The sequence below is a fragment of the Albidovulum denitrificans genome (genome assembly GCF_002973535.1).
GTDB classification, from domain to species: Bacteria; Pseudomonadota; Alphaproteobacteria; order Rhodobacterales; family Rhodobacteraceae; genus Albidovulum; species Albidovulum denitrificans.
The window spans coordinates 253,953-279,732 of the sequence record NZ_PVEP01000001.1 but is presented as its reverse complement, the minus strand read 5'-3'; the positions used below and the strand labels follow the sequence as shown (position 1 = coordinate 279,732).

At 65.8% G+C, this 25,780-nt stretch carries 22 protein-coding genes; 6 read left to right on the top strand and 16 right to left on the bottom strand.

Annotated elements, in window-relative coordinates; translation table 11 throughout:
• Positions 1–34: 34 nt before the first annotated feature.
• The 3 genes from LX70_RS01345 to cysS all read right to left on the bottom strand — a co-directional run bounded on the left by LX70_RS01345 (position 35) and on the right by cysS (position 4,330).
• Positions 35–805: a squalene/phytoene synthase family protein gene (locus LX70_RS01345; RefSeq protein WP_105512736.1), complete on the bottom strand. Its 771-nt coding sequence runs from the start codon at positions 803–805 to the stop codon at positions 35–37.
• A complete protein-coding gene (gene cimA / locus LX70_RS01340) occupies positions 802–2,424 on the bottom strand; it encodes a citramalate synthase (protein WP_105512735.1) in 1,623 nt (540 codons plus the stop codon). The genes LX70_RS01345 and cimA overlap by 4 nt, the downstream gene beginning before the upstream one ends.
• A gap of 424 nt (positions 2,425–2,848) precedes the next feature.
• Positions 2,849–4,330 (bottom strand): cysteine--tRNA ligase, encoded by a 1,482-nt coding sequence (cysS, locus tag LX70_RS01330; RefSeq protein WP_105512733.1) that lies wholly within the window; start codon positions 4,328–4,330, stop codon positions 2,849–2,851.
• Positions 4,331–4,534: 204 nt separating this feature from the next.
• Between cysS and LX70_RS01325 the strand changes: the two genes are divergently transcribed.
• Entirely contained in the window at positions 4,535–4,885 is a 351-nt protein-coding gene (locus tag LX70_RS01325; RefSeq protein WP_105512732.1) for an MmcQ/YjbR family DNA-binding protein, read from the top strand.
• A 20-nt stretch (positions 4,886–4,905) separates the two neighbouring features.
• Here LX70_RS01325 and LX70_RS01320 read toward each other — a convergent pair whose 3' ends face one another.
• Entirely contained in the window at positions 4,906–5,523 is a 618-nt protein-coding gene (locus tag LX70_RS01320; RefSeq protein WP_146111525.1) for a DUF6778 family protein, read from the bottom strand.
• Positions 5,524–5,779: 256 nt separating this feature from the next.
• On the opposite strand from LX70_RS01320, the gene LX70_RS01315 reads away from it, so the two are divergent.
• Positions 5,780–6,640 carry a TPM domain-containing protein gene (locus tag LX70_RS01315; RefSeq protein WP_105512730.1) on the top strand — a complete coding sequence of 287 codons (861 nt, stop codon included), beginning with the start codon at positions 5,780–5,782 and terminating at the stop codon, positions 6,638–6,640.
• A gap of 62 nt (positions 6,641–6,702) precedes the next feature.
• On the opposite strand, the gene LX70_RS01310 is transcribed toward LX70_RS01315, so the two are convergent.
• The gene (locus LX70_RS01310; protein WP_245884891.1) at positions 6,703–7,302 is read right to left on the bottom strand and encodes an outer membrane protein; all 600 of its coding nucleotides are present in this window, start codon (positions 7,300–7,302) and stop codon (positions 6,703–6,705) included.
• 276 nt (positions 7,303–7,578) lie between these two features.
• Here LX70_RS01310 and LX70_RS01305 point away from each other — a divergent pair, with 276 nt between their 5' ends.
• Positions 7,579–8,325, top strand: coding sequence for an SDR family NAD(P)-dependent oxidoreductase (locus tag LX70_RS01305; RefSeq protein WP_105512729.1), 747 nt, complete (start codon positions 7,579–7,581; stop codon positions 8,323–8,325).
• Positions 8,325–8,921, top strand: coding sequence for a hypothetical protein (locus tag LX70_RS01300; RefSeq protein WP_105512728.1), 597 nt, complete (start codon positions 8,325–8,327; stop codon positions 8,919–8,921). Before LX70_RS01305 ends, LX70_RS01300 begins: the two co-directional genes overlap by 1 nt.
• An 87-nt stretch (positions 8,922–9,008) precedes the next feature.
• On the opposite strand, the gene LX70_RS01295 is transcribed toward LX70_RS01300, so the two are convergent.
• The 6 genes from LX70_RS01295 to bcoG all read right to left on the bottom strand — a co-directional run bounded on the left by LX70_RS01295 (position 9,009) and on the right by bcoG (position 16,333).
• Positions 9,009–9,812 (bottom strand): carnitinyl-CoA dehydratase, encoded by an 804-nt coding sequence (locus tag LX70_RS01295; protein ID WP_245884890.1) that lies wholly within the window; start codon positions 9,810–9,812, stop codon positions 9,009–9,011.
• Positions 9,812–11,809, bottom strand: a complete 1,998-nt coding sequence (locus LX70_RS01290) for an acetate--CoA ligase family protein (protein ID WP_105512727.1) — start codon at positions 11,807–11,809, stop codon at positions 9,812–9,814. The genes LX70_RS01295 and LX70_RS01290 overlap by 1 nt, the downstream gene beginning before the upstream one ends.
• 220 nt (positions 11,810–12,029) lie before the next feature.
• Complete coding sequence (locus tag LX70_RS01285) at positions 12,030–13,193, bottom strand: acyl-CoA dehydrogenase family protein (protein ID WP_105512726.1); 1,164 nt, start codon at positions 13,191–13,193, stop codon at positions 12,030–12,032.
• A 4-nt stretch (positions 13,194–13,197) separates the two neighbouring features.
• Entirely contained in the window at positions 13,198–14,652 is a 1,455-nt protein-coding gene (locus LX70_RS01280; RefSeq protein WP_105512725.1) for a carnitine 3-dehydrogenase, read from the bottom strand.
• Between the two features lie 123 nt (positions 14,653–14,775).
• Positions 14,776–15,396 carry an HD domain-containing protein gene (locus tag LX70_RS01275; RefSeq protein ID WP_105512724.1) on the bottom strand — a complete coding sequence of 207 codons (621 nt, stop codon included), beginning with the start codon at positions 15,394–15,396 and terminating at the stop codon, positions 14,776–14,778.
• Positions 15,397–15,418: 22 nt separating this feature from the next.
• The gene (bcoG, locus tag LX70_RS01270; protein ID WP_105512723.1) at positions 15,419–16,333 is read right to left on the bottom strand and encodes a 3-dehydrocarnitine:acetyl-CoA trimethylamine transferase BcoG; all 915 of its coding nucleotides are present in this window, start codon (positions 16,331–16,333) and stop codon (positions 15,419–15,421) included.
• Positions 16,334–16,638: 305 nt separating this feature from the next.
• Here bcoG and LX70_RS01265 point away from each other — a divergent pair, with 305 nt between their 5' ends.
• Together LX70_RS01265 and LX70_RS01260 are read left to right on the top strand one after the other, a co-directional pair.
• Positions 16,639–17,640, top strand: a complete 1,002-nt coding sequence (locus LX70_RS01265; protein ID WP_211301643.1) for a glycosyltransferase family 2 protein — start codon at positions 16,639–16,641, stop codon at positions 17,638–17,640.
• A complete protein-coding gene (locus tag LX70_RS01260) occupies positions 17,637–19,703 on the top strand; it encodes a glycosyltransferase family 39 protein (protein WP_105512722.1) in 2,067 nt (688 codons plus the stop codon). Before LX70_RS01265 ends, LX70_RS01260 begins: the two co-directional genes overlap by 4 nt.
• Before the next feature lie 126 nt (positions 19,704–19,829).
• Here the strand turns inward: LX70_RS01260 and LX70_RS01255 are convergent, their stop codons facing one another.
• From LX70_RS01255 to LX70_RS01235, 5 genes are read right to left on the bottom strand one after another with little or no spacing between them, the layout of a single operon-like run.
• Positions 19,830–21,146, bottom strand: coding sequence for an arylsulfotransferase family protein (locus tag LX70_RS01255; RefSeq protein WP_105512721.1), 1,317 nt, complete (start codon positions 21,144–21,146; stop codon positions 19,830–19,832).
• A 17-nt stretch (positions 21,147–21,163) separates the two neighbouring features.
• On the bottom strand, positions 21,164–23,242 hold the full coding sequence (locus LX70_RS01250) for a hypothetical protein (RefSeq protein WP_105512720.1): 2,079 nt from the start codon (positions 23,240–23,242) through the stop codon (positions 21,164–21,166).
• Positions 23,232–23,657 carry a GtrA family protein gene (locus LX70_RS01245; RefSeq protein ID WP_105512719.1) on the bottom strand — a complete coding sequence of 142 codons (426 nt, stop codon included), beginning with the start codon at positions 23,655–23,657 and terminating at the stop codon, positions 23,232–23,234. Before LX70_RS01245 ends, LX70_RS01250 begins: the two co-directional genes overlap by 11 nt.
• Complete coding sequence (locus tag LX70_RS01240; protein WP_105512718.1) at positions 23,654–24,529, bottom strand: NAD-dependent epimerase/dehydratase family protein; 876 nt, start codon at positions 24,527–24,529, stop codon at positions 23,654–23,656. The genes LX70_RS01245 and LX70_RS01240 overlap by 4 nt, the downstream gene beginning before the upstream one ends.
• Entirely contained in the window at positions 24,526–25,764 is a 1,239-nt protein-coding gene (locus tag LX70_RS01235; protein ID WP_245884889.1) for a class I SAM-dependent methyltransferase, read from the bottom strand. The genes LX70_RS01240 and LX70_RS01235 overlap by 4 nt, the downstream gene beginning before the upstream one ends.
• Positions 25,765–25,780: the final 16 nt, after the last annotated feature.

Here is a 25,780-nt window from a genome sequence, read left to right as displayed (position 1 = left end):
CCCGCACCCCCGGAGTACTTTTGCAACAAAGAAGTCAGAACGTGCCGGTGAGCGCGCGCCAGAGGAGTGTGGCGCGTTTGCGGAAATCGGAGGGCGCCAGCGCCCCGTTCGCGATCCGGGCGGGGCCGCGTTCCGCCAGACGCAGGGTCGCGGCGGCGGTGGCGCCGGGCCAGAGCGCGGGGCGCGCGCGCGCGGGAATGCCGGTGGCGCGGGCGCGGGCGATTCGGGCGCGGCCCTCGGCGGCCAACGCCGCAAGGGTGGCGGGGCGCCCGTCGGTGAAGGGGAAGCGGCCGCGCGCCTCAAGCTCCGGCGCGGCGCGGAACCATTGGGCAAGGCCCGCGCCCCAGGCGAAATCGCGGATCGCCGCTTCGGCATCGGGCGCGGTGCCAAGCGCGCGGGCGGCGGCCCAGGCGAGGTTGCCGGAGGTGGCGTCGAGATAGGCATCGAAGGCGGCGCGGTCGGCGAACGGTTCCGCCCAGCAATCCCAGCGCCGCGCCTCGGCAAGGTTCTGGAGCAGCCGCGCGATGTCGGGGTCGGTGCGCAGGATCGGGGCCAGCGCCTCGGTCACCGCGTGGCCGCTGCGGTCGCGGCCTTCGGCCAGTTCCCCCAGCGTGTCGATCCACCATTGCAGCCGCATCTCGGCCACCATCGGTTCGGACGAGGCCCAGGGCGCGCGGGCGATTTCAAGGTTCACGGCATAAAGCGGCCAGAGGTGCGCGCGGGCGGCAGGCGGCGCGGCCATGGTGGCGGCAAAACGGTCGGGATCGCCCTTTTCCACCCGTTCCGCGCAGGCCATCAGGCTCATCCCGCCTGCATCCTGTCGCGAACAAGCTTCCAGATGATCGCGTCCAGCAGCGCCTCAAACGACGCATCCACAATGTTCGGGCTGACGCCCACCGTGGACCAGCGATGGCCCGCGCTGTCCTCGCTGTCGATGATGACGCGGGTGACGGCCTCGGTCCCGCCCTGGGTGATCCGCACCTTGAAATCGACCAGTTTCATGTCGTCGATGCAGGCCTGATAGGGGCCAAGATCCTTGCCAAGCGCCTTGGCGAGCGCGTTGACCGGGCCGCGATCCGATCCGCTTTCATCCATGCTTTCGCTGACCGACAGCACCTTCTGCCCGCCGATCTTGACCACCACGACCGCCTCGGACAGCGTCACCATCCGGTCGTATTTGTTCTTCCGCCGCTCCACCGTCACGCGGTAGCGCTTGACCTCGAAGAAATCGGGCAGAAGCCCCAGTTCGCGGCGCGCGAGCAACTCGAACGAGGCCTGCGCGCCGTCATAGGCATAGCCCTGATCCTCACGCGCCTTGATCTCGTCAAGGATGCGGGCGAGCGCGCTGTCCTTCGGGTCCACCGCGATCCCGGCGGCGGCGAGGCGGGCGCGCAGGTTCGACTGCCCGGCCTGGTTCGACATCGGGATCAGCCGGTCATTGCCGACCAGCCCCGGGTCGACATGTTCGTAGGTCGAGGGGTCTTTCAGGATCGCGCTGGCATGAAGGCCGGCCTTGTGAGCAAAGGCCGAGGCGCCGACATAAGGCGCGCTGCGCAAGGGCACGCGGTTCAGGATGTCGTCGAGCATCCGGCTCGCCTTCGTCATCCCTTTCAGCGCGTCCATCGTGATGCCGGTGTCGAACGCGCTGGCATAGGGCTCCTTCAAGAGCAGTGTCGGGATCAGGCTGGTGAGGTTGGCATTGCCACAGCGTTCGCCAAGCCCGTTCAGCGTACCCTGGATCTGGCGCGCGCCCGCGGTGACGGCGGCGAGCGCATTGGCGACGCCAAGGCCCGCATCGTCATGGGTGTGGATGCCGATATGGTCGCCGGGGACGCCCGCCGCGATCACGGCGCGGGTGGCGGCCTGAATGTCGGGCGGCAGGGTGCCGCCATTGGTGTCGCAGAGGACAATCCAGCGCGCACCCGCGTCATAGGCCGCCTTGCAGCAGGCGGTGGCGTAATCCGGGTTGGCCTTCCAGCCGTCGAAGAAATGTTCGGCATCGAAAAGCGCCTCGCGCCCCTTCGCGACGATATGGGCGACGGAGGCGGCGATGTTGTCGAGGTTTTCGTCGAGCGTGATGCCGAGGGCGGTGGTGACGTGGAAGTCATGCGTCTTGCCGACGAGGCAGACGGCGGGGGTCCCGGCGTTCAGGACCGCGGCGAGGACGTCGTCATTATCGGCCGACCGCCCGGCGCGCTTGGTCATGCCGAAGGCGGTGAAGGTGGCGCGGGTCTGGGGCCGGGCCGCGAAAAAGTCGCTGTCGGTCGGGTTGGCGCCGGGCCAGCCGCCCTCGATATAGTCGATGCCGATGCGGTCGAGCGCATGGGCGATCTGGACCTTGTCGGCGACCGAGAACTGCACGCCCTGCGTCTGCTGGCCGTCGCGCAGCGTGGTGTCGTAGAGATAGAGGCGTTCACGGGTCATAGCGCGCCCCCGTTCAGGGCCAGGCGCCTGTCTGTTGGGGCGAGGTCCCGGATCAGGTCCGGGACGGGGGCTGCGCGCCTTCCGGCGACACCGCGCCCTGCCCCCATCGCGCCCCGGCCCCCGCGCCGGGGCCTCTGTTTCAGCGGGAGGAGGTCCCGGATCGGGTCCGGGACGGGGGTTGCAACGGCTCTTCCCGGTTCGCCTGCGAACCGGTTCGCCCCCGACCCGCCCCCGACCAAGCGCGCGGCAAGGCCGCGCGCAGCGCCCGTCCCGTCGCTCAAGCGAACCGCGAATGTGAAAGCCTGCCCCGGTTCGCCTGCGAACCGGTTCGCCCCCGACCCGCCCCCCAGGGCGGGGGCGAAATCGCCCCCACCCTCGGGCCGGGGGCAAACCTGTGTTCGGCGCGGAACGGACGTTGCGGAGGTCATTTCAGGGCCTCCAGCTTGGCGGGGTCGAAGTCTCCTTCAATGTGCGCTGTGCCAGACGACGTTCCATCCTTTGATTTAGACACTTCAAATCTCAGCCCAATCAGTTCGGCGGATCGCTTTAGGTCATCCGCTTGGCTCCACTTTGCTTCCCACCGCAATGTCATCCAGCGGCGAAGAAGGTTGTGAATTGCGGTGACGGTATCTTCGGAGAAATGTCCCCATCCGAGGCTTCCTACCGTTGCGTTGTAGTCCAGCCACTCAACGAGATCACGCCGCTCGAAGGGTGTTGCCCAACTGGCCGATTTCAAGGCAAGCAAATCGAAACCTAGAAGCTTGGCAGATGCGGTAAGTTCCGCATATGAGCCGCCACTAAAGAGCTCGTGAAGCTTCGTGATTGCCAACGAGGTGTTTAAGTCATCAGCTAGTGCCGCGATTACCTCAGCATTTGGTACCTGTGCGGATTGTTCTGCAACGCTGATCCAATCGCGAAGGGTGCGTATCGCCTCTCTAGACTTCGGCAAAGTCCAGTCCATCGGCTTCGAATAATGCGTCGACAGGAACACGAACCGGATCACCTCGCCCGGTATCCCCTTGTCCAGCAAATCCCTCACCGTGAAGAAGTTGCCGAGCGATTTCGACATCTTCTTGCCCTCGACCTGCAACATCTCGTTATGCATCCACACCTTGGCGAATTCCGCCTCGGGGTGGGCGCATTTCGACTGGGCGATCTCGTTCTCGTGGTGGGGGAATTGCAGGTCGATGCCGCCGCCGTGGATGTCGAAACTGTCGCCCAGCAACTCATGGCTCATGGCCGAGCATTCGATGTGCCAGCCGGGCCGCCCCCGGCCCCAGGGCGACTCCCAGCCCGGCAGGTCGGCGTCGGAGGGTTTCCAGAGGACGAAGTCCATCGGGTCCTCCTTGAAGGGCGCGATCTCCACCCTTGCCCCGGCGATCATGTCGTCGACCGTGCGCCCCGACAGCTTGCCGTAGCCCTGATAGGACCGCACCCGGAACAGCACATGGCCGTCCTTGGCATAGGCGTGACCGCTGGCGATCAGCCCCTCGATCATGCCGATCATCTGGCCGATGAAATCGGTCGCGCGCGGCTCCACCGTCGGGCGCAGCGCGCCAAGCGCGTCCATGTCGGCGTGGTACCAGCCGATCGTCTCCTCGGTCCGCTCGCGGATCAGCTCCTCAAGGCTGCGCGGGTCACCGGCCGCCTTGCGCCGCTGCGCCTCGGCGTTGATCTTGTCGTCGACATCGGTGAAGTTGCGCACATAGGTGACGTGGTCCGCGCCATAGACATGGCGCAAAAGCCGGTAGAGCACGTCGAAGACGATCACCGGGCGGGCGTTGCCCAGATGGGCGCGGTCATAGACGGTGGGGCCGCAGACATACATCCGCACGTTGTCCGGGTCGATGGGCGTGAAGACCTCTTTCTTGCGGGTCTTGGTGTTCGTCAGCCTGATCTCGGTCATGCCTTTTCCTTCGCGCGCGCGTCCCGGCGGCGGGCTTAGCAGTCTCTTTTCAGCTTGGAAACAGAAAGAACGGCCCGCCTGACGATGTCAGCCGGTAATGCAGCAGGTGATGATGCGATGCGTTCTCATACCCGACGTGATAGCGCCTGCCTTCCCGTCATGCAAAGGCTTTCCGCGCCGCCTGTCCCGTGGCATCCTTGGCGGATGATCCGCGCCGCAACCCGTGCCATCTGCGAAACGCTGCCTGGGGCCGACGTCTCGGACCCCTGGGGTGGCGGGCATGATGCCTGGAAGGTCGGCGGCAAGATGTTCGCCTGTATCGGCGCGGTGCAGACCGGGCTTTCGGTCAAGACCGACAGTGTCGAGACGGCGGAAATGCTGATCGAGGCCGGGGTGGCCGAACGCGCGCCCTATTTCCACCGCTCCTGGGTCTATCTGCCCGAGGGGACGGCGGAGGATGAGCTGCGCCACCGGCTGTTGCGGTCCTATGACCTGATCCGCGCCGCGCTGCCGAAAAAGGTGCAGGCCGCCCTGCCCCCGCGTGACGGGGGCTGAACGGCCCGGACCCGTGACTATCAGGCGCCGATGCCGGAGAAGGTCTTGCGCGCGTCGGGGCCAAGGCCCAAGAGGCCGCGGATCGTCAGCGCGACGTTGTTGGAGATCTGGCTGCGCTGGCTTTGCCCCGCCGCCCGTGCGCGCGCCATCTGGGCGCCGGTCATCGCCGGGAAAGAGGCTTCGACGAATTCCGGGCCGTAAAGCACCGCGCCGGTGCGGGCATCGCGGATCGTCATGTTGAATTCGACGTTGTGAACCCCCGCCGGTGCCTTCGCCTCGGCCAGCATGGTCATGGCATGGAAGCGGACCATCGTCGCCTCGATCGTGACCGGGCGCGACCCGTGCAGCCCCGCCGCGCCCCGCGCGATGGCGCTTTGCATCAGCGCCTCGACCTGTTCATAGCGGTTGCCCGACGGGTCCTCGCGCCAGACGATGTCGGCCTTCGGCACGAAGACTTCCTCTTCCGAGACGACGAGGGAACGCGGCGCGGTGACATGCACCGAGGACAGGCGCCAGTTGGCGGATTGGGCGGCTGGCACCGGGTCGTCATAATAGGTGCGGAACGTTCCCGAACACCCTGCAAGGACCACCAGCGCCATCGCGCTTGCCAGTTTCACCAGTCGATTACCGATACGCATCTTTCGCTCCACTCTATGCCCAAAACGTCGAATCAAACTCTTCGCCGCTGACTATGCGACGATTGCGGAGTTAATTTGGCGTTATCATGCCTTCGGGGCGAGCAATTAACGCCGCGTGGCCCATATGCAACCGAAATTCGCGTCACGGGATCGGGTGTCGTGAAAGAACAACTCCCCGTCGAACGGATCGCAGCGGCATTTGACCTTCGATACCGGATCGGGGATATGACGCCGCAAAGGTTTGACGGAGATCAGTATGCTGCGCAGTCTCGCGCTTGTTCTCGGGTTGGTGTGGCTCTCGGCGCCGGTGCTGGCCAACCCCTATCCGGCGCCTGCGGACGGGGCCGTCACCGACATCGCCGACCTGCTGACGCCCGATGCGGAACGGCGCCTGAACGCGCTGCTGGCGGGCCTGCGCCGCGATACCGGCGTCGAGGCGGCGGTGGTCACCCTGCCGACGCGGAAGGATTACCCGCCGGTCGTCCCGCTTGAAGGGTTCGCGACGCGGCTCTTCAACGGCTGGGGCATCGGCGACCCCGAGCGCAATGACGGTATCCTGCTTCTGGTCCTGCCCGAGGATCGGGAGACGCGGATCGAACTCGGCGCGGGCTATGACCAGGGCTATGACGTCCTTGCGCAGGACATCGTCAGCCGCTGGCTGGTTCCCGCCTTTCGCGAAGGCGATTATTCCAACGGGATCGAGACCGGGATGGAGGCGGTGGCCGACCGCATCGCGCGCCGTCACGCGGCAAGGCTGGCGCCCGAACCCCTGCCCGACCGGCCGGGAACGAACGGCAACAGGATCGGAAGCTGGCTTTTCGGGATCGGCTTTGCCGCCATCGCGGGCTTTGCCCTCTTTGGCCGCAAGATCGGCGACCTTGCCGCCGGGCTGAAGCGTTGCCCCGCCTGCGGGCAACGGACGCTGAACCGCAGCCGCTCTACCATCGTGCATGCCGGTCCGGGGACGCCGGGGACCGCGCGTATCCTGACCGAATGCCGCAATTGCGACCACCGGGAAGAACGCGAGGAGAGGATCGGCGCCAGCGGACGTCAGGGCGGCGGTGGCGGGTTCTCCGGCGGGCGATCCTCGGGCGGCGGCGCCAGCGGGCGCTGGTAGGGCGGAACGGCAAGGGGCCGCCCCGAAGGACGGCCCCATCTTTCAGGATCGCACCGGCAGGATCAGAAGCGGAATCCCACATTCACCGTCGCGGTCGTCGCCTTCAGGTCGACGCCGGTCTTGTCGAAATTGTCGAACTCGTTCTGAAGCACCTCACCCCCGACCGTCCAGCGGTCGTTGATCGCGTATTCGGCGCCCAGACCCGCGAACCAGCCGGTATCGGACAGGCTCGCCCCGCCGATATCGGCCTTGGCATGGGCCGCGCCCGCCGTGGCATAGACCAGCGTCCGGCCCAGATCGGCGCCGGCGCGCAGTTTCAGCCGCGCGATGGAATCGAGGTTGTCCGGCCCGCCGCCCAGATCGACATCGGTCTTGTCCCAGTCAAGCCCGGCCCCCAGCACCCAGTTGCCGAAGTCCCAGTCGTAGCCCGCGCGCACGCCATAGGTCCAGTTGTCGCCGCTGGCGGGGCCATATTCGCCGTCGGCATAACCAAGCTGGGCGCCGACATAGCCGCCGGTCCAGTCCTGCGACGGGGCGATCTGCACCACCGGGGCCATCGGCGCGGGCTCTGTCACCGGCTGGCTGAGGCCGCCTGCAAAGGCGGGAACGCCCATCAGCGCGCCAAAGGCAGTCCCGAGGAGGACGTTCTTCGGAGTATTCATCTCTGTCTCCATTCAATGCTCGTTTATAGTTCTGCATGCGCAACGCGGGACCCCAGCCTCCCGTTCCCGGCCCGACACGCAGGGGTAGAGCTAACGCCCTAACCGCGCGATCCAAGGGGGTCTCACACTGGCGTGAAGAGCGTTGAGGGCGATGTGTGCCAACCCGGCCAGAGCCAGCCGACAGGACGGGCCAGACCCGGCGGAAATCCCCGCTGGACTTCACAATCACGTGGTTCTAGCCTTATCTGAACGGGTGTTCATTTCAGGGGGGATGCGATGCAACTGAAGGATGTACGCGCCATCGTCACCGGGGCCGCCTCGGGCCTTGGCGCGGCGACGGCGGCGGCCTTTCGCGATGCGGGCGCCACGGTCACCATCGCCGACCGGGATGCGGATGCCGGGGCCGCGCAGGCCGACGCGATCGGCGCGGGCTTTGTCGCCGTGGACGTGACCGATGAGGGGTCGGCCAAAGCCGCCATCGACACGGCCGCCGGGGCGATGGGCGGCATCGACGTGCTGGTCAACTGCGCGGGCATCGCCATCGGGGAAAAGACGCTGGGCCGCGAGGGGCCGCATGCGCTTTCCAGCTTTCGCCGGACGGTGGACATCAACCTTGTCGGCAGCTTCAACATGATGCGCCTCGCGGCCGAGGTCATGGCGCGGAATGAGGGGGCGGAGAAGGGCGTGATCGTCAACACCGCCTCCATCGCGGCCTTTGACGGGCAAAAGGGCCAGGCGGCCTATGCCGCGTCCAAGGGCGGCATCGTCGGGCTGACCCTGCCCGCCGCGCGCGATCTGGCCAGCGCCGGCATTCGCGTCTGCGCCATCGCGCCGGGCATCTTCGCCACGCCGATGCTGCGCGGGTTGCCGCAAGAGGTGCAGGACAGCCTCGCGGCGGAAGTGACCTATCCCAAACGGCTGGGCGATCCGGCGGAATATGCGGCCCTCGCCCGCTTCATCGTCGAATGCGGGTATCTGAACGGCGAGGTGATCCGCCTCGACGGCGCGCTTCGGATGCGGTGATGACCCGCCAGAACCGCATCACGCCCGAGGGGGCGATTGTCGCCGATCCTGCGCGGGGGATGTTCATGGGCAATCGTGGGATTCTCCATGACGATATGGGTCGGATCACCGCCCCTTTTCGCCACCGCAACTGGGTGTGTTGTGTGCTGGAATTCAAGGGCCGGGAGCGGAAGCTCATGCAGCCCGGCTGCTATACGGAGTTGTTCTTCCTCGACGAAGCGTTGGCACTCGCGGCCGGTCATCGACCCTGCGCGGATTACAACCGTTTCCGCGAAGCCTGGGCAAAGACGACCGGCAGCAAACCCTCGGCAAAAGAGATCGACGCCACGCTGCATGAGGCCCGCGTGGTCCCGCGCCTGCGCGTACAACGAACGCATGAGGCCGACCTGACCGACCTCCCCGACGGCACCTTCATCCGGGGTGCCAGGACCCCCGCCCTCATCCTCGGCGACCGCCTCCTGCCGTGGTCACCGTCCGGCTACGGTGCAAGCTCACCGCGCCCCGGATCGGGCCGCGTCACCGTCCTGACCCCGGCCCCCACCGTCGCGGTCCTCAAGGCGGGTTACCGTCCCGCCCTGCACCCCTCGGCGTCCTAAAGCATTTCGCGTTTACACTGACTCAGAATTCGAACTTATGTCGTTCTAAGTCTGATGCTTACCGCCTTAACGCAAACCCGAAACGCTTTAACGCCCCTTCCAGACCGGATCGCGCTTTTCGGCGAAAGCGCGCGCGCCCTCAAGCTGATCCTCGGACGAGTAAAGCCGGTCCACGGTCGCCATCTGCCGCTTGGTGATCCGGTTCAGGGCATCCTGGAACCGCATGTCCTCGGCCTCACGCACCACTTCCTTGATCGCGGCATAGACCAGCGGCGGGCCGCTTTCGAGAAGCCGGGCGAGGTCCCAGACCTTCGACAGCAACTCGGCCTGCGTCGTGACCTCCTTCACCAGCCCCCAGCGCAGCGCCTCTTCCGCGTCAAACCAGCGGCCGGTCAGCAGAAGGTCCATCGCGACATGGTAGGGAATGCGCTTCGGCAGCTTGATCGAGGCCGCATCGGCCACCGTCCCCGACCGGATTTCGGGCAGCGCGAATGTGGCAGTGTCGGAACAAAGGATCAGGTCGCACGACAGCGCGAGTTCAAGCCCCCCGCCGCAGCAGATGCCGTTGACGGCGGCGATCACCGGCTTGTTCAGGTTCGGCAATTCCTGCAACCCGCCGAACCCGCCGACGCCATAGTCGCCATCGACCGCATCGCCATCGGCGGCCGCCTTCAGGTCCCAGCCGGGGCAAAAGAACTTTTCCCCCTCCGCCCGCAGTATGCAGACCCGCAGGCCGTCATCGTCGCGAAAATCGCGGAAGGTCAGGCCCATGATCCGGCTCGTCGCAAGGTCGATCGCATTGGCCTTGGGCCGGTCCAGCGTCACCTCTAGGATGCCGCCCTCCCTTCGGGTCCGTATCGGTCCTGCGGTTCTCATCTCCATCTTGGCCATCACAGCGCCTCCCGTATCAATGCGTCCACCGCCACCGCGCCCGAGGGTCGGACGAGGATCGGGTTGATCTCGATCTCTTCCAGCTCCGGCCGCTCCAGCATCATCTGCCCAAGGCCGGCGGCAATCTGCGCCACCGCCATCATGTCGGCCTTTGCCCGCCCCCGGTAACCGTCCAGCAGCGGCCAAAGCTTCAGGCGCCGTATCGCGGTCAGGATCTCATCCTCGCCAACCGGCAGGACCAGCGTCACGGTATCGGCCAGAACCTCTGCCGTCACGCCACCAAGGCCAAGCGTCAGGGTCACGCCATAGACCGGATCGCGGGTCAGGCCGAGAAGGATTTCCGCGACCGCGTCCGTCACCATCTCCTCCGCCAGATAGCCCGTCGCGCCCGGCATCTCCGCCTGACCGTCAAGGCTGTCCAGGCCCAGCCGCACCGCCCCCGCCTCGGTCTTGTGCGCAAAGCCAAGCCCCTTCAGCGCCAGCGGCGGCCTCAGATGGGCGGCCTTGGCGCGCAGGTCATCCAGCGTGGCGCCCAGAACGCCCTTCGGCACCGCCACCCCGGCGGCGTCGAGCAGCCGCTTGCCCTCGCCCTCATCCAGCATCCTTGTGTCACGCGCGGGCTGCACTGCCGCAGGTCGCCACCCGGCCCGCCCGGCCCCGGTCTGCGCCGCCCTCAGCGCCCCCAAAGCCGTCTCCAGCCCCATCAGCGGCGCCACGCCCCGCGCCATCAGCGCGATGGCCCGATCCTCATCGAAATTCTCCGGCAGCGAGGCGACCGGGAAGGCGGGCTTCCCCGTCGCTTCCTGCGCCGCGACGATGGCATCGAGCGCGGGCTGGAACGAGGACGGATCGCAGCGGTCCGGGCGCGGCGGGTCGATGATGTAGATCCCGGCGTCATAGCCCGCCAGCATCGTGGTAAACACATCCGTCGTGCGCGGCCCGTCGCCCCAGATGAAGGTGTGGTAATCGAGCGGGTTGGCGATCGCGACGATGGGGCCAAGGATCTCCCCCAACCGCTGCCGCTGCGCCTCAGAAGGCGGCGGGAAAGCGATGCCGAAAGGCTGCGCGAGGTCTGAAGCCAGCCCCGCCTCACCCCCCGAACAGGACAGCGAACAAAGCCGGGTCCCGATCTGCGGCCCGTGGACATGGAAAATCTTCAGTGTTTCAATGAGTTCCGGCAGGGTGTTCACCTCCGCCACCCCCGCCTGCCGCAAGAAGGCAGACGAGGCAGCACCACCGCCGGCCAGCGCGGCGGTGTGGGAGGCGGCGGCAGAGCGCGACGCCTCGGTCTTGCCCGCCTTGATGCAGACGATCCCCTTGCCCGCCGCCCGCGCGGTCTCTGCCAGCGCGGCAAAGCCCGGCGCGTCGTCGATCCCTTCGACATACATGCCGATGGCGGTGACCCGGTCATCCGCCAAGAGCGCGCCCGCAAGCTCCGCCAGCCCGATCTGCGCGGCATTGCCCAGACAGGCGACATAGGCCACCGGCAGCCCGCGCGCCTGCATGGTCAGGTTGATGACGATGTTGGAGGATTGCGACAGAAGCGCCACGCCCCGCTCCACCCGCCGCCCGCCATGCTGGTCGGGCCAAAGGAGCGCGCCGTCGAGATAGTTGATGACACCGTAACAGTTCGGCCCAAGGATGGGCATTGGCCCGGCGGCCGCAACAAGCCGGTCCTGCAACTCCGGCTCCCCGGCCTCGGTCCAGCCCGAGGCGAAACAGATCGCCCCGCCCGCCCCCATCGCGGAAAGCTGCGCCGCCACATCGACGGTCGCGTGGCGGTTGACGCCGATGAAGGTCGCGTCCGGCGCGGCGGGCAGATCGGCAAGGGTCGCAAAGGCGGGCAGCCCGCCGACCTCGGCCTTCTTGGGATGGATCGGCCAGACCGGCCCGTCAAAGCCCATCTTGCGGCATTGCGCGATGACGTTTTCCGCCCAGACGGACCCCATGACGGCAATCGAGCGCGGGCGCAGAAGGCGGGACAGGTCGCGGGTCATGTCAGACGCCCCGCAGCCGGATAGCGGCCGGGGCGCCGCCCCGGACCCCGGAGTATTTCCGAACAGAAGAAGTCAGCACCCCGCGCGGTCGCCCGAAGCGGGGTGCCTTCTCCTGTTGCGGTCATCGGCGCTCCCGCCTGTACCGCACAGGCAGGCTCGGCGAGGAAGGTTAACATTTCGTTTCTTCTGTTCATAAATACTCCCGCCGGAGGCGCTCCCTTCACGCGCCATGCGCGCGCAGCATCTCGCGGCTGATGATGTGGCGCTGGATCTCCGAGGTGCCTTCCCAGATGCGTTCCACCCGCGCGTCGCGCCAGATGCGCTCCAGCGGCAGTTCGTCCATCAGGCCCATCCCGCCATGGATCTGGATCGCCTCATCGGCGATGAAGGCCAAGACCTCGGTCGCCTTCAGCTTGGCCATCGACATGTCGGCCTCGGTCACCGTGCCTTGGTCGTATTTCCACCCGGCCTCGCGCGTCAGCAGTTCCGCCGCTTTAAGTTCCATCGCCATGTCCGCGAGTTTGAAGGATATTCCCTGAAACTTGCCGATCTTCTGGCCGAACTGCTCGCGCTCTGCCGCGTAGCTGACGGCATGAGCCAGCGCGCGTTCGGCGCGGCCGAGGCAGGTGGAGGCGACCTGAAGCCGGGTCGCGCCAAGCCAGTCATTCGCGACGTCGAAGCCCTTGTGAACCTCACCCAGCACCTGCCGCCGGTTCACCCGGCAATCGTCGAATTCCAGCACCGCGTTGGTGTAGCCGCGATGGGAGACGTTGCGATAGCCCTCGCGGACGGTGAATCCCTTCGTCCCCTTGTCGACGAAGAAGGCGGTGATCTTCTTCTTCGGGCCGCGCGGCGTCTGTTCCTCCCCCGTGGCCATGAAAACGATCGTGAAATCAGCAAGATCGGCGTGGGAGATGAAGTGTTTCGTGCCGTTCAGGATGAAGTCGTCGCCATCCTCGCGGGCGCTCGCCTTCATGCCGCGCAGGTCAGAGCCGGCGCCGGGTTCGGTCATGGCGAGACAGTCCCATTTCTCCCCCCGGATACAGGGATAAAGGTACTTCTCCCGCTGTTCGTCATTCCCGGCCAGAAGGATGTTCGACGGCCGCGCGACGCAGGTCCAGTGCAGCGCGTAATTGGCGCGGCCAAGCTCCTTTTCGTAAAGCAGCCAGGTCAAAGTATCGAGGCCCGCGCCGCCGACCTCCTCGGGCAGGTTCGCTGCATAAAGACCGGCCTCTATCGCCTTGGCCTGCAACTCTTTTATCAGATCCATGCGGAGGTGGCCGGTGCGCTCGACCTCGGCCTCATGGGGATAAAGCTCATTCTCGACGAAGGCGCGGGTCGTCTCGACGATCATCGCCTGTTCTTCGGTCAGTCCGAAATCCATAACCTTACCCCTTTCTTTGCCCGACGTGGCGCCCGGCGCTTTCGGGGCGCGGGAGCGCGGCATGGGCCTCGGCGATGGGTTTCAGCCTTGCCAGAACCTCCGGCGCGGCGGGGCAGGCCTTGCCCGCCTTCATGTCGACGTGCAGCAGCATCTGTTCGACCGTCGCGATGACCGTCTCGCCCTTCAGAATACGAATGAAGGCGTGCAGCCGTTTCTCATCATAGGACAGGACCTGCACCGTACCGGTCAGGTGATCGCCCAGCTTGGCCTCATCCAGGTGGATGACGTGATTCTCGGCGGTGAAGTAGGAATGGCCGCCCGCGACATAGTCCATATCGGCGCCGATCAACCTGAGGAGATTGTCGCAAACCATTGTTCCTGCGAACAGATACCGGCTTTCGGTCATATGGCCATTATAGTCGATCCAGCCCGGCAGGACCTGCATCTGCGCCAGTTCCAGGACCTCTGCCTTCGGCGGTTCCGGCAGCAGCGCGGCAAGGCGTTTGTCATGCTCTTTCAGCACCTTGCCCGCGCCCCAGTCGCGATCCTTCAGGACCCGCATGAAGCCGATGAGGTTGCCGTCGCGGATGCGCTCAAGCTCCCGTATCGTGTACTTGCCGGACTGCGCGTCGGACTGCCCGGCGATCAGGTCGACAAGCTCGTCATTATACTCCGGCACATCCATCAGCTTGGTCCAGGGCCAGGTCAGGCAGGGGCCGAACTGTGCCAGGAAGTGCTTCATCCCGGCCTCGCCGCCCGCGATGCGATAGGTCTCGAACAGGCCCATCTGGCCCCAGCGCAGGCCAAAGCCCATGCGGATCGCCTCATCAATCTCTTCGGTCGTGGCGACGCCGTCCTTGACCAGCCAAAGCGCCTCGCGCCACACCGCTTCAAGGAAACGATCGGCGATATGGGCGTCGATTTCCTTGCGGACATGCAGCGGGAACATGCCGATCTGCCGCAGGATTTCCTTTGCGTTCTCAATGAGTTTCGCATCGGACTTCACGCTTGGCACGACCTCGGCGAGCGGCAGAAGGTAGACCGGGTTGAACGGGTGCGCGACGAAGATGACCGAGGGGTCGGCGGCGCCCTCTTGCAGTTCCGACGGCTTGAAGCCGGAGGTGGAAGAGCCGATGGGGACGCCATGGCTCGATTGCTGGATCTGGGCGAGGATGCGGTGTTTCAGGTCAAGCCTCTCCGAGACGGATTCCTGAATGTATTCAGCGCCTTCCACGGCTTCTGTAATGCTGCCTGCAAAGGTCAGCCGTCCCTCCGGCGGCATCGGCACGTCGGAAAGCGCGGGCAGTGCGGCGCGGGCGTTGGCCAGCACCTCACCAATCTTGCGTTCCGCCTCCGGGTCGGGGTCGAAGACCGCCACGTCCCAGCCGTTCAGGAGGAACCGCGCGGCCCAGCCGCCGCCGATGACCCCGCCCCCGATGATTGCTGCCTTGCGTGCCATATGCACCGTCCCTTCCCTGTTCCGGCCCCCTTCGGGGCGTCGTTCTTTCGTCGTGTCCGCGTAGGTTTTCCGTCGCGACAGCCGGGTTATGCCCGGCCATGTCGCGCGAAGTTTCGTCGCGCCTCAGCCCGCCCGGTCCGCCGCCACCACCGCATCGGTCAGCGCCACCCTCTCGCCCGCGCGGATCACTGCCGGGTCATAGGGCTTGCGGGCGAAGACGCGCTCGACCATCGGGCGGAAAAACTCAAGCGGCAGATCCGCATAGGCGGGGTCGAAGCTTGACTGGTCCCAGCGTTCGCAGAATTCGGCGCAATCGTCGAAATACTGGCTGTCGCGATGGCGGTCCCGTTTGTTCCGGTCGCCGCCGACATGGTGGCCGTAATAGAGCATCTGGAAATCGCCATGTTTCTCCACCACCCAGGCGCATTGCTCGCGCACGAAGGGGCGCAGGATCGTGGCGGCGTATTCGTCGTGGTTATAGGGCGCATAGATGTCGCCGATGTCGTGCAGAAGCGCCGCGACCACCCAATCCTCATCCGCGCCGTCGCGCCAGGCGCGGGTCGCTGCCTGGACGGAATGGCCAAGCCGCGTGATCTGATAGCCGGAAAGGCTGGCGTCGAGGTCCTTCATCGCGGTCAGCAGCCGCTCGGCCGTCTTTTCGGTATAGGCAACCTCATGCGCGGTGAGGAATTCATAATCCTCCCGGTCGCCGTCCTTCATCTGGGTGAACTTGACCTTGTCCATGTCCCGGCCTCCCCCGCCATTCTCACTTCGCCTTCGGCGCCCGTTTCACCAGCCCCAGCTTCGCCCGCACCTCCTCCGGTCCGATCACGCGCGCGCCCATGTTCGTCACGATGGTCGCGGCGCGTTCGACAAGCTGGGCGTTGGTCGCAAGCTGCCCCTTGCCAAGCCAGAGGTTGTCCTCCAACCCCACGCGGACGTTGCCGCCCGCAAGGACGGCGGCGGCGGCATAGGCCATCTGGTTGCGCCCCAGCGCGAAGGCGGAGAAGGTCCAGTCATCGGGGACGTTGTTGACCATCGCCATGAAGGTGTTCAGGTCGTCCGGCGCGCCCCAGGGGACGCCCATGCACAGTTGCACCAGCGCCGGGCCTTTCAGCACGCCTTCCTTCACCAGCTCCTTTGCGAACCAGAGATGGCCGGTGTCGAAGGCCTCGATCTCCGGCTTCACGCCAAGTTCGGTCATCATCGCGCCCATGGCGCGGAGCATGCCGGGGGTGTTGGTCATCACATAATCGGCCTCGGCGAAGTTCATCGTGCCGCAGTCAAGCGTGCAGATCTCCGGCAGGCATTCGGCGACGTGGACGACCCGTTCGGCGGCGCCGATCATGTCGGTCCCCGCCTGCACCGGCAGCGGGCGTTCGGTGGGGCCAAAGACGATGTCGCCGCCCATCCCGGCGGTCAGGTTCAGGACCACGTCGACCTCGCTTTCCCGAATGCGGTCGGTGACCTCGCGGTAAAGCTTCGGGTCGCGCGAGGGTTTGCCGGTTTCGGGGTCGCGGACGTGGCAATGGACGATGGCGGCCCCGGCGCGGGCGGCGTCGATGGCAGAATTCGCGATCTCGGCGGGCGAGCGCGGGACATGCGGGCTGCGGTCCTGGGTGCTGCCCGATCCGGTCACGGCGCAGGTGATGAAAACGTCACGATTCATGGTTAGCGGCATGCGATTCCTCCCGTGATTTCGCAGGAGTATAGCGGCGGCGCGGCGGCCATGTTCACGTTTTACGAAAGCGATTTTGCGAAAGACGTATTTCCTGCGCGTCCCTTGCCCGGCGCCGGGGATCGTTGACGAACCGGACACAATCCCCCTGCCCGGCCGGGTTTGATGGCAACACAGGCAGGGTCATCGCCCAGGTATCTGATTTTCGCGGGAAATCATCTGCCGGATGCGCTACACTTCGCCCATCGGGGTCCGGGAGTCGCGGCCCCTTGGCCCATTGGTCAGAAGAAGGTCTGCCGGATTTCCTGATGATGAAAAAGATTACCGTCGTTTCCCCCTGCTACAACGAAGAAGACAATGTCGAGACCTGCTATGACACGGTCAAGGCGATCTTCGACCGCGATCTGCCCGGTTATGAGCGCGAGCATATCTTTGTCGACAACGCCTCTTCCGACCGGACGGTGGAGATCCTGCGCGCCATCGCCGCGAAGGACCCGTCGGTCAAGGTGGTGGTGAACGCGCGCAATTTCGGCGTCTATCGGTCCACCTTCAACGGGCTGAAGCATTCCACCGGCGACGCCACGCTCTGCATGCTGCCGGTCGATCTTCAGGACCCGCCGGAGCATCTGCCGGAATTCGTGAAGCTGTGGGAATCGGGCTATGACGTGGTCGCGGGCGCGCGATCCACGCGCGAGGAAGGCTTTGTCCTGCGTTCGGCCCGCAAGGCGTTCTACCGGATCATCAACTGGCTGTCGGATTTCGAACTGTCCCCGGACGTGGGCGAATTCCAGCTGGTCGACCGCAAGGTTCTGGACGCAGTGCTAAGCCATAATGACCACTACCCCTATATTCGCGGCATCATCGCCTCGGTCGGGTTCAAGAAGGTCATCATCCCCTACACCTGGAAGGCGCGGAAACGCGGCGTGTCGAAGCACAACCTGATGATGCTGATCGACCAGGCGCTGAACGCGATCTTCGCCTTCACCAAGGCGCCGATGCGGTTCTGCACGCTCGTGGGGTCCGGCATCGCGGTCATGTCGATCCTGTTTTCGGTCTTTTCGGTGCTGGCCTGGTTCGTCGGGCTGGGCGACGCGCCGCGCGGGACGACGACGATCATCGTCGCGCTGTTCTTCCTGTCGGGGGTGCAGCTTCTGTTCATCGGGATGCTGGGTGAATACATCACCGCGATCCACAATCAGGTGCGTGGCGGGCCAAGCGTGATCGAGAAGGAGCGGATCAATATCGACGACACCGTCACCCTTCCGGCCGGAAGCGACCGGGTCACGCCGCTGACGCCGCGCAAAGCATGACCACAGGGCCAGTGCCGGTGCCGCGCCCGCTGGGCCAGGCCGCGACCTTTGGCGCGATCCTCGCGCTGGCGGGGGCGTTCTTCCTGCCCGCGATTGGCATGGCGATGGCCGGGGTGGACCGCTGGGCGCTGGCGGTTCTGGCGGTCGCGCTCTGGACCTTGGGGTTTTCGCTGAAGCGCGGGGCGGCGGCCTTTGGCGGTCTCGCCTTCGTCTTCGTGATCGGCGGGGCCGCGCAGCTTTACCTGACCGAGGCGCTCTGGTTCCCGACGCTGCACCTGCGCCCGAAGGGGCCGGGGGAGTGGCTGGCGGCGGGGCTGATCTTGGCCGAGGCGCTGGTGGTGGCTGGCGTGGCGCTGCGGCTGGGACCGGGGCGGATGATCGCCATGGGCCGGGCGCGGCTGGGTCTGGGGCGGATCGCGCTTTACCTTGCACTGACGACGGTGTTTTCGGTGCCGATCCTCGGCTATCTGTCCTACGGTTCGCTGCCGAATTACCTGGCCCATGTGGTCGCGGGCGGCGCGCTTCTGACGCTGCATCTGGGGATGGTGATCCTGATGGTTCAGGTACCGTCCCCGATGAACGGGGCGACGCGGACAATGCCCGTGCTTCCGGCGGTGGTTGCGGTGGCGGCGGGCCTCGCGATGGGCTGGTTCGCGTTTGAGCACATGCCGCATGTGGAGGATGAGGTTGCCTATCTCTTTCAGGCCAACACCTTCGCCCATGGCGCGCTGACGCTGCCCGCCCCTCCGCAAGCGGCGGTGCCGGGGCTGGAGTACTACCTGATCGAGGTGAAGGACGGACGCTGGTTTTCGGCCACCCTGCCCGGCTGGCCTGCCGTGCTGGCGCTTGGGGTCTTGCTGGGGCTGCCCTGGATTGTGAACCCGTTGCTGGCGGGCGTCTCGGTCCTGCTGGCCTATGACATCACCCGCCGCCGCGTGGGGGTTGAGGCCGGGGATATGGTGGCGCTTCTTCTTGGCACCTCGCCCTGGCTGGCCTTTGCCGCCGGGTCGTTGATGCCGCATGTTCTGACGCTGAGCATGATCCTGCTGGCCTGGTGGCTGATCCTGCGGGCCGAGGACGGGGGCAAGGCGCCGGGCCGGGCGCTGGTGATCGCGGGCCTTGCCATCGGCGTGGTCTTCGCCGCGCGGCCGATGGACGGGCTGGTGATCGGGGTGCTGAGCGGGCTTTGGGTGCTGACCGGGCGCGACCGGGGCATCCTGCGCGCGGTCCAGTTTTCCGCCGGGGCGCTGGCCGTCGTGGCCGCCCTTCTGGCCTATAATGCGCATATCACCGGGCATGCGCTGGTCCTGCCGCTGTCGGATTACCTCGACCGGCACTGGGCGCCGGGGGCGAATGCCTATGGCTTCGGGCCGCAGATCGGGCCGCCGGATGGCTGGGGGGCGCTGGACCTCTGGCCCGGCCATGGCGCGCTTGAGGCGGCGCTGAACACGGTCAATTCCGTTGTCAGCCTGCAATTCGACATGCTCGGCTGGCCCATCGGCTCGCTGGCGCTGATCTTCGCCTATCTGCTCTGGTCGCGGAAGGCGGGGTTCGATCTGGCGATGCTTCTGGTGTCGGTCGTGGTGATCGGGGTCATGGCGCTTTATTGGTTCGCGGACACCTATTACATGGGGCCGCGCTACTGGTTCCTGGCGATCTTTCCGTTCCTCTACCTGTCGATGCGCGGCTATAGGGCGCTGCGGGATAGGTTCGGGATTTCAGCCGCGGGGGGTGTGCGGCTTGACGCCGTGATCGCGCTTTGCTGTGCGTTCGGGATTTTGGTCTTCACGCCCTGGCGCGGGGTGACGAAGTACTACGAATACAACCATTTCTACACGCTTTTCCGCGAGGAGGCCGCGAAGGGCACCTTCGGGGACGCTGTCGTGGTCTTTACCGATATCGGCAACGAAGGCTCGGCCCTGATGCTGAACGATCCCTATCTGCGGCCGGGCAAGCCGGTGTTCCTGTGGGATACCGGCACGCTGGACATGGCGGCGCTGAAGGCCGCGTTTCCGGGCCGCGAGATCCGGCATTACACGCCGGACTGGTCGCCGGATCGGTAAGGCCCCATGCGATGCTGTCCCGGACCTGATCCGGGACCTCCGCTGCCAGAGGAAGAGGTCCCGGATCGGGTCCGGGACGTGGCCCGTTTGCCACCCGGCGCCGCCGGGCCAGCGGCCGACCGCCCCTCAGCCGCCGCAGTTCCAGTCGGTGACGGTGAAATAGGACGGATCGAACGCCTCGGCGTCGTGGACCCAGGTCACGCGATCCTTGTCGTAGCGGTTGATGTATTCCCAGACGATCTTGCCCGCCGGGGTCACCTCGATCACGCGGCCCGATTGCGCCTCGGCGATCAGGATGTCGCCGTCGGGCTGCATCTGATGCGTGCTGCGTTCGGGGGAATACATCGGCTGATCGGGCCGCCCGCCATAGATCGTGACGGCGGTCTTCGTCGCCGGGTCGATACGCCAGATCCGGCTGCCGCCGCCGCGCGATCCATTCACGCTCAGGTCGCTGTGATTGTCGAAGACGGTGATCGTGCCGTCGGGGTTGAAATCGGGGTCGTGCTGGCGGATGAAGGGACCGATCATCCACCACTTGATCTTTTCGGCCTTCGCATCCGTCACCATGACAAGGTTGCGGTTGCGGACCGAAAGCATGAGGTCCCCCGCCTCAAACATCGGGAAGGCGGCCGCCTTTTCGGGCAGCAGTTCCTCAACCTCGTTAAGGTGAAACTCGCCATTGATGCGGGTGTTGAAGAAGCCGGTCGCGGTCAGCTGCGGTTCAAACCCGTTTTCGATGAACATCTCGGTCAGCGGCTTTTGATAGATCAGCTTGCCGTCGGGGGAAAACTTGTAGACCAGATCCTCCCAATACGGTCCCGCGAAGGGCCAGGGGATGTCCTTGGTTTGCTTGTCGACGTGGTAGCCCCCGGCGATGACGATACCGCCATCGGCCATCCAGTTCGGCGAATGGTGGCCAAGGATGCCGGGCGTCGTCCATTTCACCTTGCCGCAGCGATCCAGCCGCATCACCCCGCCGCTTTCGAAGCTGGCGACGATGTCGCCGTCAGGCGTGATGATCGTGCCATGGGTGATGGCGTTCCAGTCGGTCGCGGGCGGGTCGCGGAAAAAGCTCGCATCGGGGAAGAGGGCCGAGGCGCTCAGCGTCCATTCGTTCAGCACCGTCCCGTCGCGGCGCATCAGGCGGACCTTGTTGTTGCCGTCGAAAAAGCCCGAAAGCAGGATCAGGTCATCCTGCTTGGCCGCCGGGTCGTTGACGGTCACGCCCTTTCCGGGATAGCGCGCCGGGCGCAGGAAATGGATCGGCTCGGTCCCGCGCAGGTTCGGCAACTCCTCATAAAGCGTCTTGGCCTCGTCCAGCGTTCCCCAGACGACGTCATAGGCCTTGTTTTCCTTCACCGCCGAATAAAGGCCCGCCACGAAGGTGCCGCCAAGGACCAGCGCCGTCCCGGCAAGGATCGAGATCAGTTTCGCCTTTTCCATCGCCCCGGTCCTTCCCGTCAGTTCCTTCCGATCAGCCGCTTGATCTGCTTGCTGATATTGACGACCACCCGCCCGTCAAGCGGGGCATCGCCCGCGCCATAAATCACCGTGCGCGGCGTGACATAGATCGCGGCGCCGGTATCGACGGGCAGCTGTGTCGCGCCGTGGTCTGCATAAAGCGCGCGGTCGCGGACGAACAGCCCATAGCCCTGTTCGGTCGCCAGCGGCTCCCCATCCTCCGGCCCGGCCCGGTCGAGCGGCTGGAGGATATAGATCGGTTCAATCCCCTCGGGCCGGGGCTCGTAGGAATAGAACCACCAGACCAGCGGCGCGCCGTAATAGCGCATCCTGGGGTCATCCTCGCCATAGGTCATGGGAAAGAGCTTGCCGAGCAGCACGTGGGCAATGTCGAGCGATTTCTCGCTGAAGCCGGGGAAGCGGTCGCCGTCGCCGGGTTCGGCGATCTCGAAGACCGGGCCTTCGGTCGCGACATACTGGCCGATGAAGCGTTCGAAGCCGTGCATCCTCATTTCCGGCCATGAAGCCCAGGTCGAGACCGCCAGCAGCACCGCCGCCAGCCCGCGCAAGGGCGCGCCCCAGCGCGCGTCCTGCATCAGGGGCGAGCGCCACATGATGACCAAGGGCGGGATCATCGCCGGGATGAAATGATGCAGAAGGACGCGGTAGGCCTGAAAGTAGAAGAAGAAGAAATAGGCCAGCGTCAGCAGCGTCAGCGCCCGCGACACCCGGTCCTGCGAGCGCCATGTCAGCAGGAAGATGGCAGGCAGGATGCCCAGCGGCACCGCCCAGAAGGCAAAGCGGCCGAAGTCGAAGAAGCTGATATAGCGCAGCCGCGCGGTGATGCTGTCGGCGCCGAATTCGTCGCCCGTCACCGGCAGGCCGAATTGCCTGGCGATCACCGGCACAAGGACGGAGATCAGCACCGCCGCGACGACGATCCCGGCGACCCAGAACAGCCGCGCCCATGGCATCGGGCGCCAGACCAGAAAGACGGCGGCGGGCCACATCACCAGCCAGAGAACTCCGGTGGGAATGACGAGATGGCAAAGGATGCCCGCCACGACCATCAGGGCGCGGCGATCCTCGATGAAGAACAGCACGAAGCCCATGAAGCAGATCATCGCCAGCGTCTCGCGCGCGGCGGGCATCGGGCTGTCGCCGAAATAGACGTGGTAACCGCCGGAATAGACATTGGCGAGGACGTAGAGAAGGAGCGCGCCGATGATGAGCGCAACGTCCGTCGCCCGCAGATCGGGCAGATGTTCGCGCCCGGTGCGGATCAGTTGCGCCAGCACGGGGTAGAGGAGGCCCAGGTACATCAGAAGCGGTGCGCGGACGGAAAATTCCCATTCTCCGAAAAGCCGCAGGAACCAGCTTTCGGGGAAGACGAACAGCACCATTGTGATGCTCGGCGCCTTCGAGATCGGGCCGGCCTCACGGCTCCAGAACGGCCAGAGTTCGTTGATGTAAAGCCGCGCGAATTGCAGCGAGCCGGAGCCGTCGCCGGTGAAATTCTCCCAATAGAACTTCGGCGCGAAGAGGATGAGGCAAAGCAGGAACAGCGCCGCCCCGATCCAGAGGTCGCGGCCCGACCGTTCCAGGTTCAGGCGGTTCGCATGGCCCTGCGACAGGCGCAGCCCCGCGACCAGCAGCGCCGCGACCGAGAGCGCCACGACGAAGGAGAGGTAGGGCAGCCCCTTCAGGATCACGCCGGTGGCCAGCTGGAACACCGTCGTCGCGGCGATGTGGATCACCAGCGAGGAGGCGAGGCCCGAGACGATCCATGCGGCGGCGTGTTTTTCGCGCCCGAAGACCGCCGACAGGATCAGCCCCGGCGCGAGGAAAAGAAAGGCGGAGGCCAGCGTCACCAAGGGCGTCACGACGTAAAGCGTCAGGGCATGGCCCGGCAGGACATAGGGGTGGGCCAAGGCGCCGAGGTCCCAGCGCGTCAGCACCTCGCGCAGCGTGCCGAGGCCAAGCCAGACGGTCAGCCCGGCCAAGAGAACCAGAAGCGCCGCCATGGCCATCGCGCGGGGGGCGGTGTCGGCCCCGTTGCCGATCCGGTCAGTGTGCATCGGGTTTTTCCTTTCCGCCGAAGGGCAGCCGCCCGGTCAGCGCCAGTGAGACGAGGATGAAGGCGACCATCGCCATCGGCAGCACCAGAAGCGCCTGCGCCCAAAGATCGGACAACCCCGCCCCGATCGCCGCCTTCAGCGCCAGCTTGTTGAGGAAGAAGAGCGAGGCGTAGGCAAGGATGTAAAGCGGCAGCCGCCCGAAGCCCTCGGTCTGAAAGACGATCTTGCCGTGGGTGCCGAAATTCCAAAGGACGCCAATGACATAGGAGACGGCCAGCGCCCATTGCCAGGGCAGGCCCACGACGCGCAGGAAGAAAGCATAGGCGAGAAAGCCGAAGATCGTGTTCAGGACGCCCACGAACAGGAACTTCACAAAACGCCAGAGGTCCGGGCGCGCTTGCAGGGCGGCGATCATGCGTGGGCCTTCTCGGCTGTCAGGACGGCGCTTATGCCGGTCTTGAGGTCATAGTGCGGGCGGAAGCCGGTGGCGGCAAGGCGGGTAATCCCGGCCTCGATCACGGCCGGGTCATCTTTGGGGCGCGGGCGCGCGCCAAGGCGGATCAGGTCTTCGCGCCCCATCTGGCGGGCAAGCTCGCCGATCATCGCGCGCACCTCGATGGCCTGGCCTGAGCCGATATTGACCGCGCCCGTCGCGTCAGAGGCCAGAAGATGCGCCAGCGCCCCCGCCACATCCGCCGCATGAAGGAAATCGCGCCGTTGCAGACCGTCGGTGCAATCGACCGGCCGCCCGGCGGACACCCCCTTGATGATGTCGCCGAAAAGCCGGCCCGGCGGCTCACCCGGACCGTAAAGGAAGAAAGGCCGCGCCCAGACCAGCGAGAGGCCGAGCGCGGGCGCAAGGCCCATCGCGGCGAGGCCGGTCGCGGCCTTGGCGGCACCATAGGGGCTTTGCGGGGTCAGGGGCGCGTCCTCGGTCAGATGCCCCGCACCGCGCCAGTCATATTCGGCGCAACTGCCCACCATCACCGCACGTTGGCCGCCGTGGCGGGCAAAGGCGCGCAAGAGGCGCAGCGAGGCGACGGTCCAGTCGAGGTTCTCCGCCGCCGTCATCCGGGCCGTCGGCGCGTCATGCCAGGCAAGGTGGATCAGGTGGCTGGCCCCTGCCCGTTCGGCCACCCCTTCGGGATCGGCCAGAAGATCGCCCGTCAGCCCGCCGCCCTTGCGGCTGAGCGCCACAACCTCATACCCGCGCGCGGCCAGAGGGGCGGCAAGGTGCCGCCCGATCAGCCCGGTCGCGCCGGTGACGAGGACGCGGCCCCCGGTCATACGGTGATCGTCGTCTCAGGCACCGCGGTGACGAAACGGGTACCGCCCTTGCGCAGGTCGGCAAGTTGCCTGATGACCTCGGCCTTCAGGTTCCAGGGCAGGATCAGCACGAAATCGGGCTGCGCCTTGCGCAGGTGATCGACGTCATGGACCGGGATGCGGCTGCCGGGCAGAAGCGTGTTCTGCTTGGCCGGGTTGCGGTCGACGCAATAGGCGATCAGGTCCGGCCCGACCTGACAGTAATTCAGCAGCGTGTTGCCCTTCGCCGCCGCGCCATAGGCGGCAACGGTCTTGCCCTGCACCTTGGCGCTGTTGAGGAATTGCAAAAGCCCGTCGCGGACCGCCTGAACCTTCTCGGCAAAGCCCTGATAGCCTTCCTCGCTGTCAAGCTTCGCCGCCGCCTCATCGGCGCGGACCTTGGCGACGCCGGGCTGTTCGGTCCAACGCGCGTCCTTGCGGCAGGCATAGACGCGAAGCGAGCCGCCATGGGTCGGCAGTTCCTGCACATCGAAAACCCGCAAGCCCTTGTCGGCGAATACCTTTTCGACCGCCAGAAGCGACAGGTAGGAATAGTGTTCGTGATAGATCGTGTCGAACTGCACCTCTTTGATGAGGCGCAGGAGATGGGGGAATTCGACCGTATAGACCGCGTCCCCGGTCAGAAGCGTGGCGACACCGGCAACGAAATCGTTGATGTCGGGGACATGGGCCAGGACGTTGGCCGAACAGATCAGGTCGGGGCGCTTGCCTTCATCGGAAAGCCGCTTGGCGAGCTTTTCGCCGAAGAACTCGACAATCGTCGGCACGCCGATCTTCTCGGCCGCCGCGGCGACAGAGCCGGAAGGCTCGACGCCAAGGACCGGGATCCCGGCGGCGACGAAGTTCTTCAGGAGGTAGCCGTCATTCGACGCGATCTCTACCACCAGACTGTCGGGGCCGAGGGCCAGCTTTTTCGTCATCATCTCCGCATAGCGGCGGGCATGGTCGAGCCAGCTATCGGAGAAAGAGGAGAAATAGGCGTAGTCCGAGGTAAAGATCTTGTCGGCCGGAACGTCCTCATCCACCTGCACCAGCCAGCAGTTCGGGCAGACGCGGGTGTGAAGGGTGTATTTCGCCTCAGGCTCCCCCGCCTTGTCCATCGGAACGTAGGAATTGGCGACCGCGGACAGGCCGAGATCGACGAAGGTCATCGGCATGTCGGACCCGCAATGGCGGCATTTGGGGGTGGTCGTCACGGTATTCTCCTGCATC

Coding starts and splice junctions, on each gene's coding strand:
- LX70_RS01310 (WP_245884891.1), bottom strand. CDS start 7,302: ATGAATACTCCGAAGAACGTCCTCCTCGGGACTGCCTTTGGCGCGCTG.
- bcoG (WP_105512723.1), bottom strand. CDS start 16,333: ATGCCGCTAACCATGAATCGTGACGTTTTCATCACCTGCGCCGTGACC.
- LX70_RS01300 (WP_105512728.1), top strand. CDS start 8,325: ATGACCCGCCAGAACCGCATCACGCCCGAGGGGGCGATTGTCGCCGAT.
- LX70_RS01265 (WP_211301643.1), top strand. CDS start 16,639: ATGATGAAAAAGATTACCGTCGTTTCCCCCTGCTACAACGAAGAAGAC.
- LX70_RS01250 (WP_105512720.1), bottom strand. CDS start 23,242: ATGCACACTGACCGGATCGGCAACGGGGCCGACACCGCCCCCCGCGCG.
- LX70_RS01245 (WP_105512719.1), bottom strand. CDS start 23,657: ATGATCGCCGCCCTGCAAGCGCGCCCGGACCTCTGGCGTTTTGTGAAG.
- LX70_RS01345 (WP_105512736.1), bottom strand. CDS start 805: ATGAGCCTGATGGCCTGCGCGGAACGGGTGGAAAAGGGCGATCCCGAC.
- LX70_RS01260 (WP_105512722.1), top strand. CDS start 17,637: ATGACCACAGGGCCAGTGCCGGTGCCGCGCCCGCTGGGCCAGGCCGCG.
- cysS (WP_105512733.1), bottom strand. CDS start 4,330: ATGACCGAGATCAGGCTGACGAACACCAAGACCCGCAAGAAAGAGGTC.
- LX70_RS01290 (WP_105512727.1), bottom strand. CDS start 11,809: ATGACCCGCGACCTGTCCCGCCTTCTGCGCCCGCGCTCGATTGCCGTC.
- LX70_RS01320 (WP_146111525.1), bottom strand. CDS start 5,523: ATGCGTATCGGTAATCGACTGGTGAAACTGGCAAGCGCGATGGCGCTG.
- LX70_RS01240 (WP_105512718.1), bottom strand. CDS start 24,529: ATGACCGGGGGCCGCGTCCTCGTCACCGGCGCGACCGGGCTGATCGGG.
- LX70_RS01325 (WP_105512732.1), top strand. CDS start 4,535: ATGATCCGCGCCGCAACCCGTGCCATCTGCGAAACGCTGCCTGGGGCC.
- LX70_RS01295 (WP_245884890.1), bottom strand. CDS start 9,812: ATGGCCAAGATGGAGATGAGAACCGCAGGACCGATACGGACCCGAAGG.
- LX70_RS01255 (WP_105512721.1), bottom strand. CDS start 21,146: ATGGAAAAGGCGAAACTGATCTCGATCCTTGCCGGGACGGCGCTGGTC.
- LX70_RS01275 (WP_105512724.1), bottom strand. CDS start 15,396: ATGGACAAGGTCAAGTTCACCCAGATGAAGGACGGCGACCGGGAGGAT.
- LX70_RS01305 (WP_105512729.1), top strand. CDS start 7,579: ATGCAACTGAAGGATGTACGCGCCATCGTCACCGGGGCCGCCTCGGGC.
- LX70_RS01315 (WP_105512730.1), top strand. CDS start 5,780: ATGCTGCGCAGTCTCGCGCTTGTTCTCGGGTTGGTGTGGCTCTCGGCG.
- LX70_RS01285 (WP_105512726.1), bottom strand. CDS start 13,193: ATGGATTTCGGACTGACCGAAGAACAGGCGATGATCGTCGAGACGACC.
- LX70_RS01280 (WP_105512725.1), bottom strand. CDS start 14,652: ATGGCACGCAAGGCAGCAATCATCGGGGGCGGGGTCATCGGCGGCGGC.
- cimA (WP_105512735.1), bottom strand. CDS start 2,424: ATGACCCGTGAACGCCTCTATCTCTACGACACCACGCTGCGCGACGGC.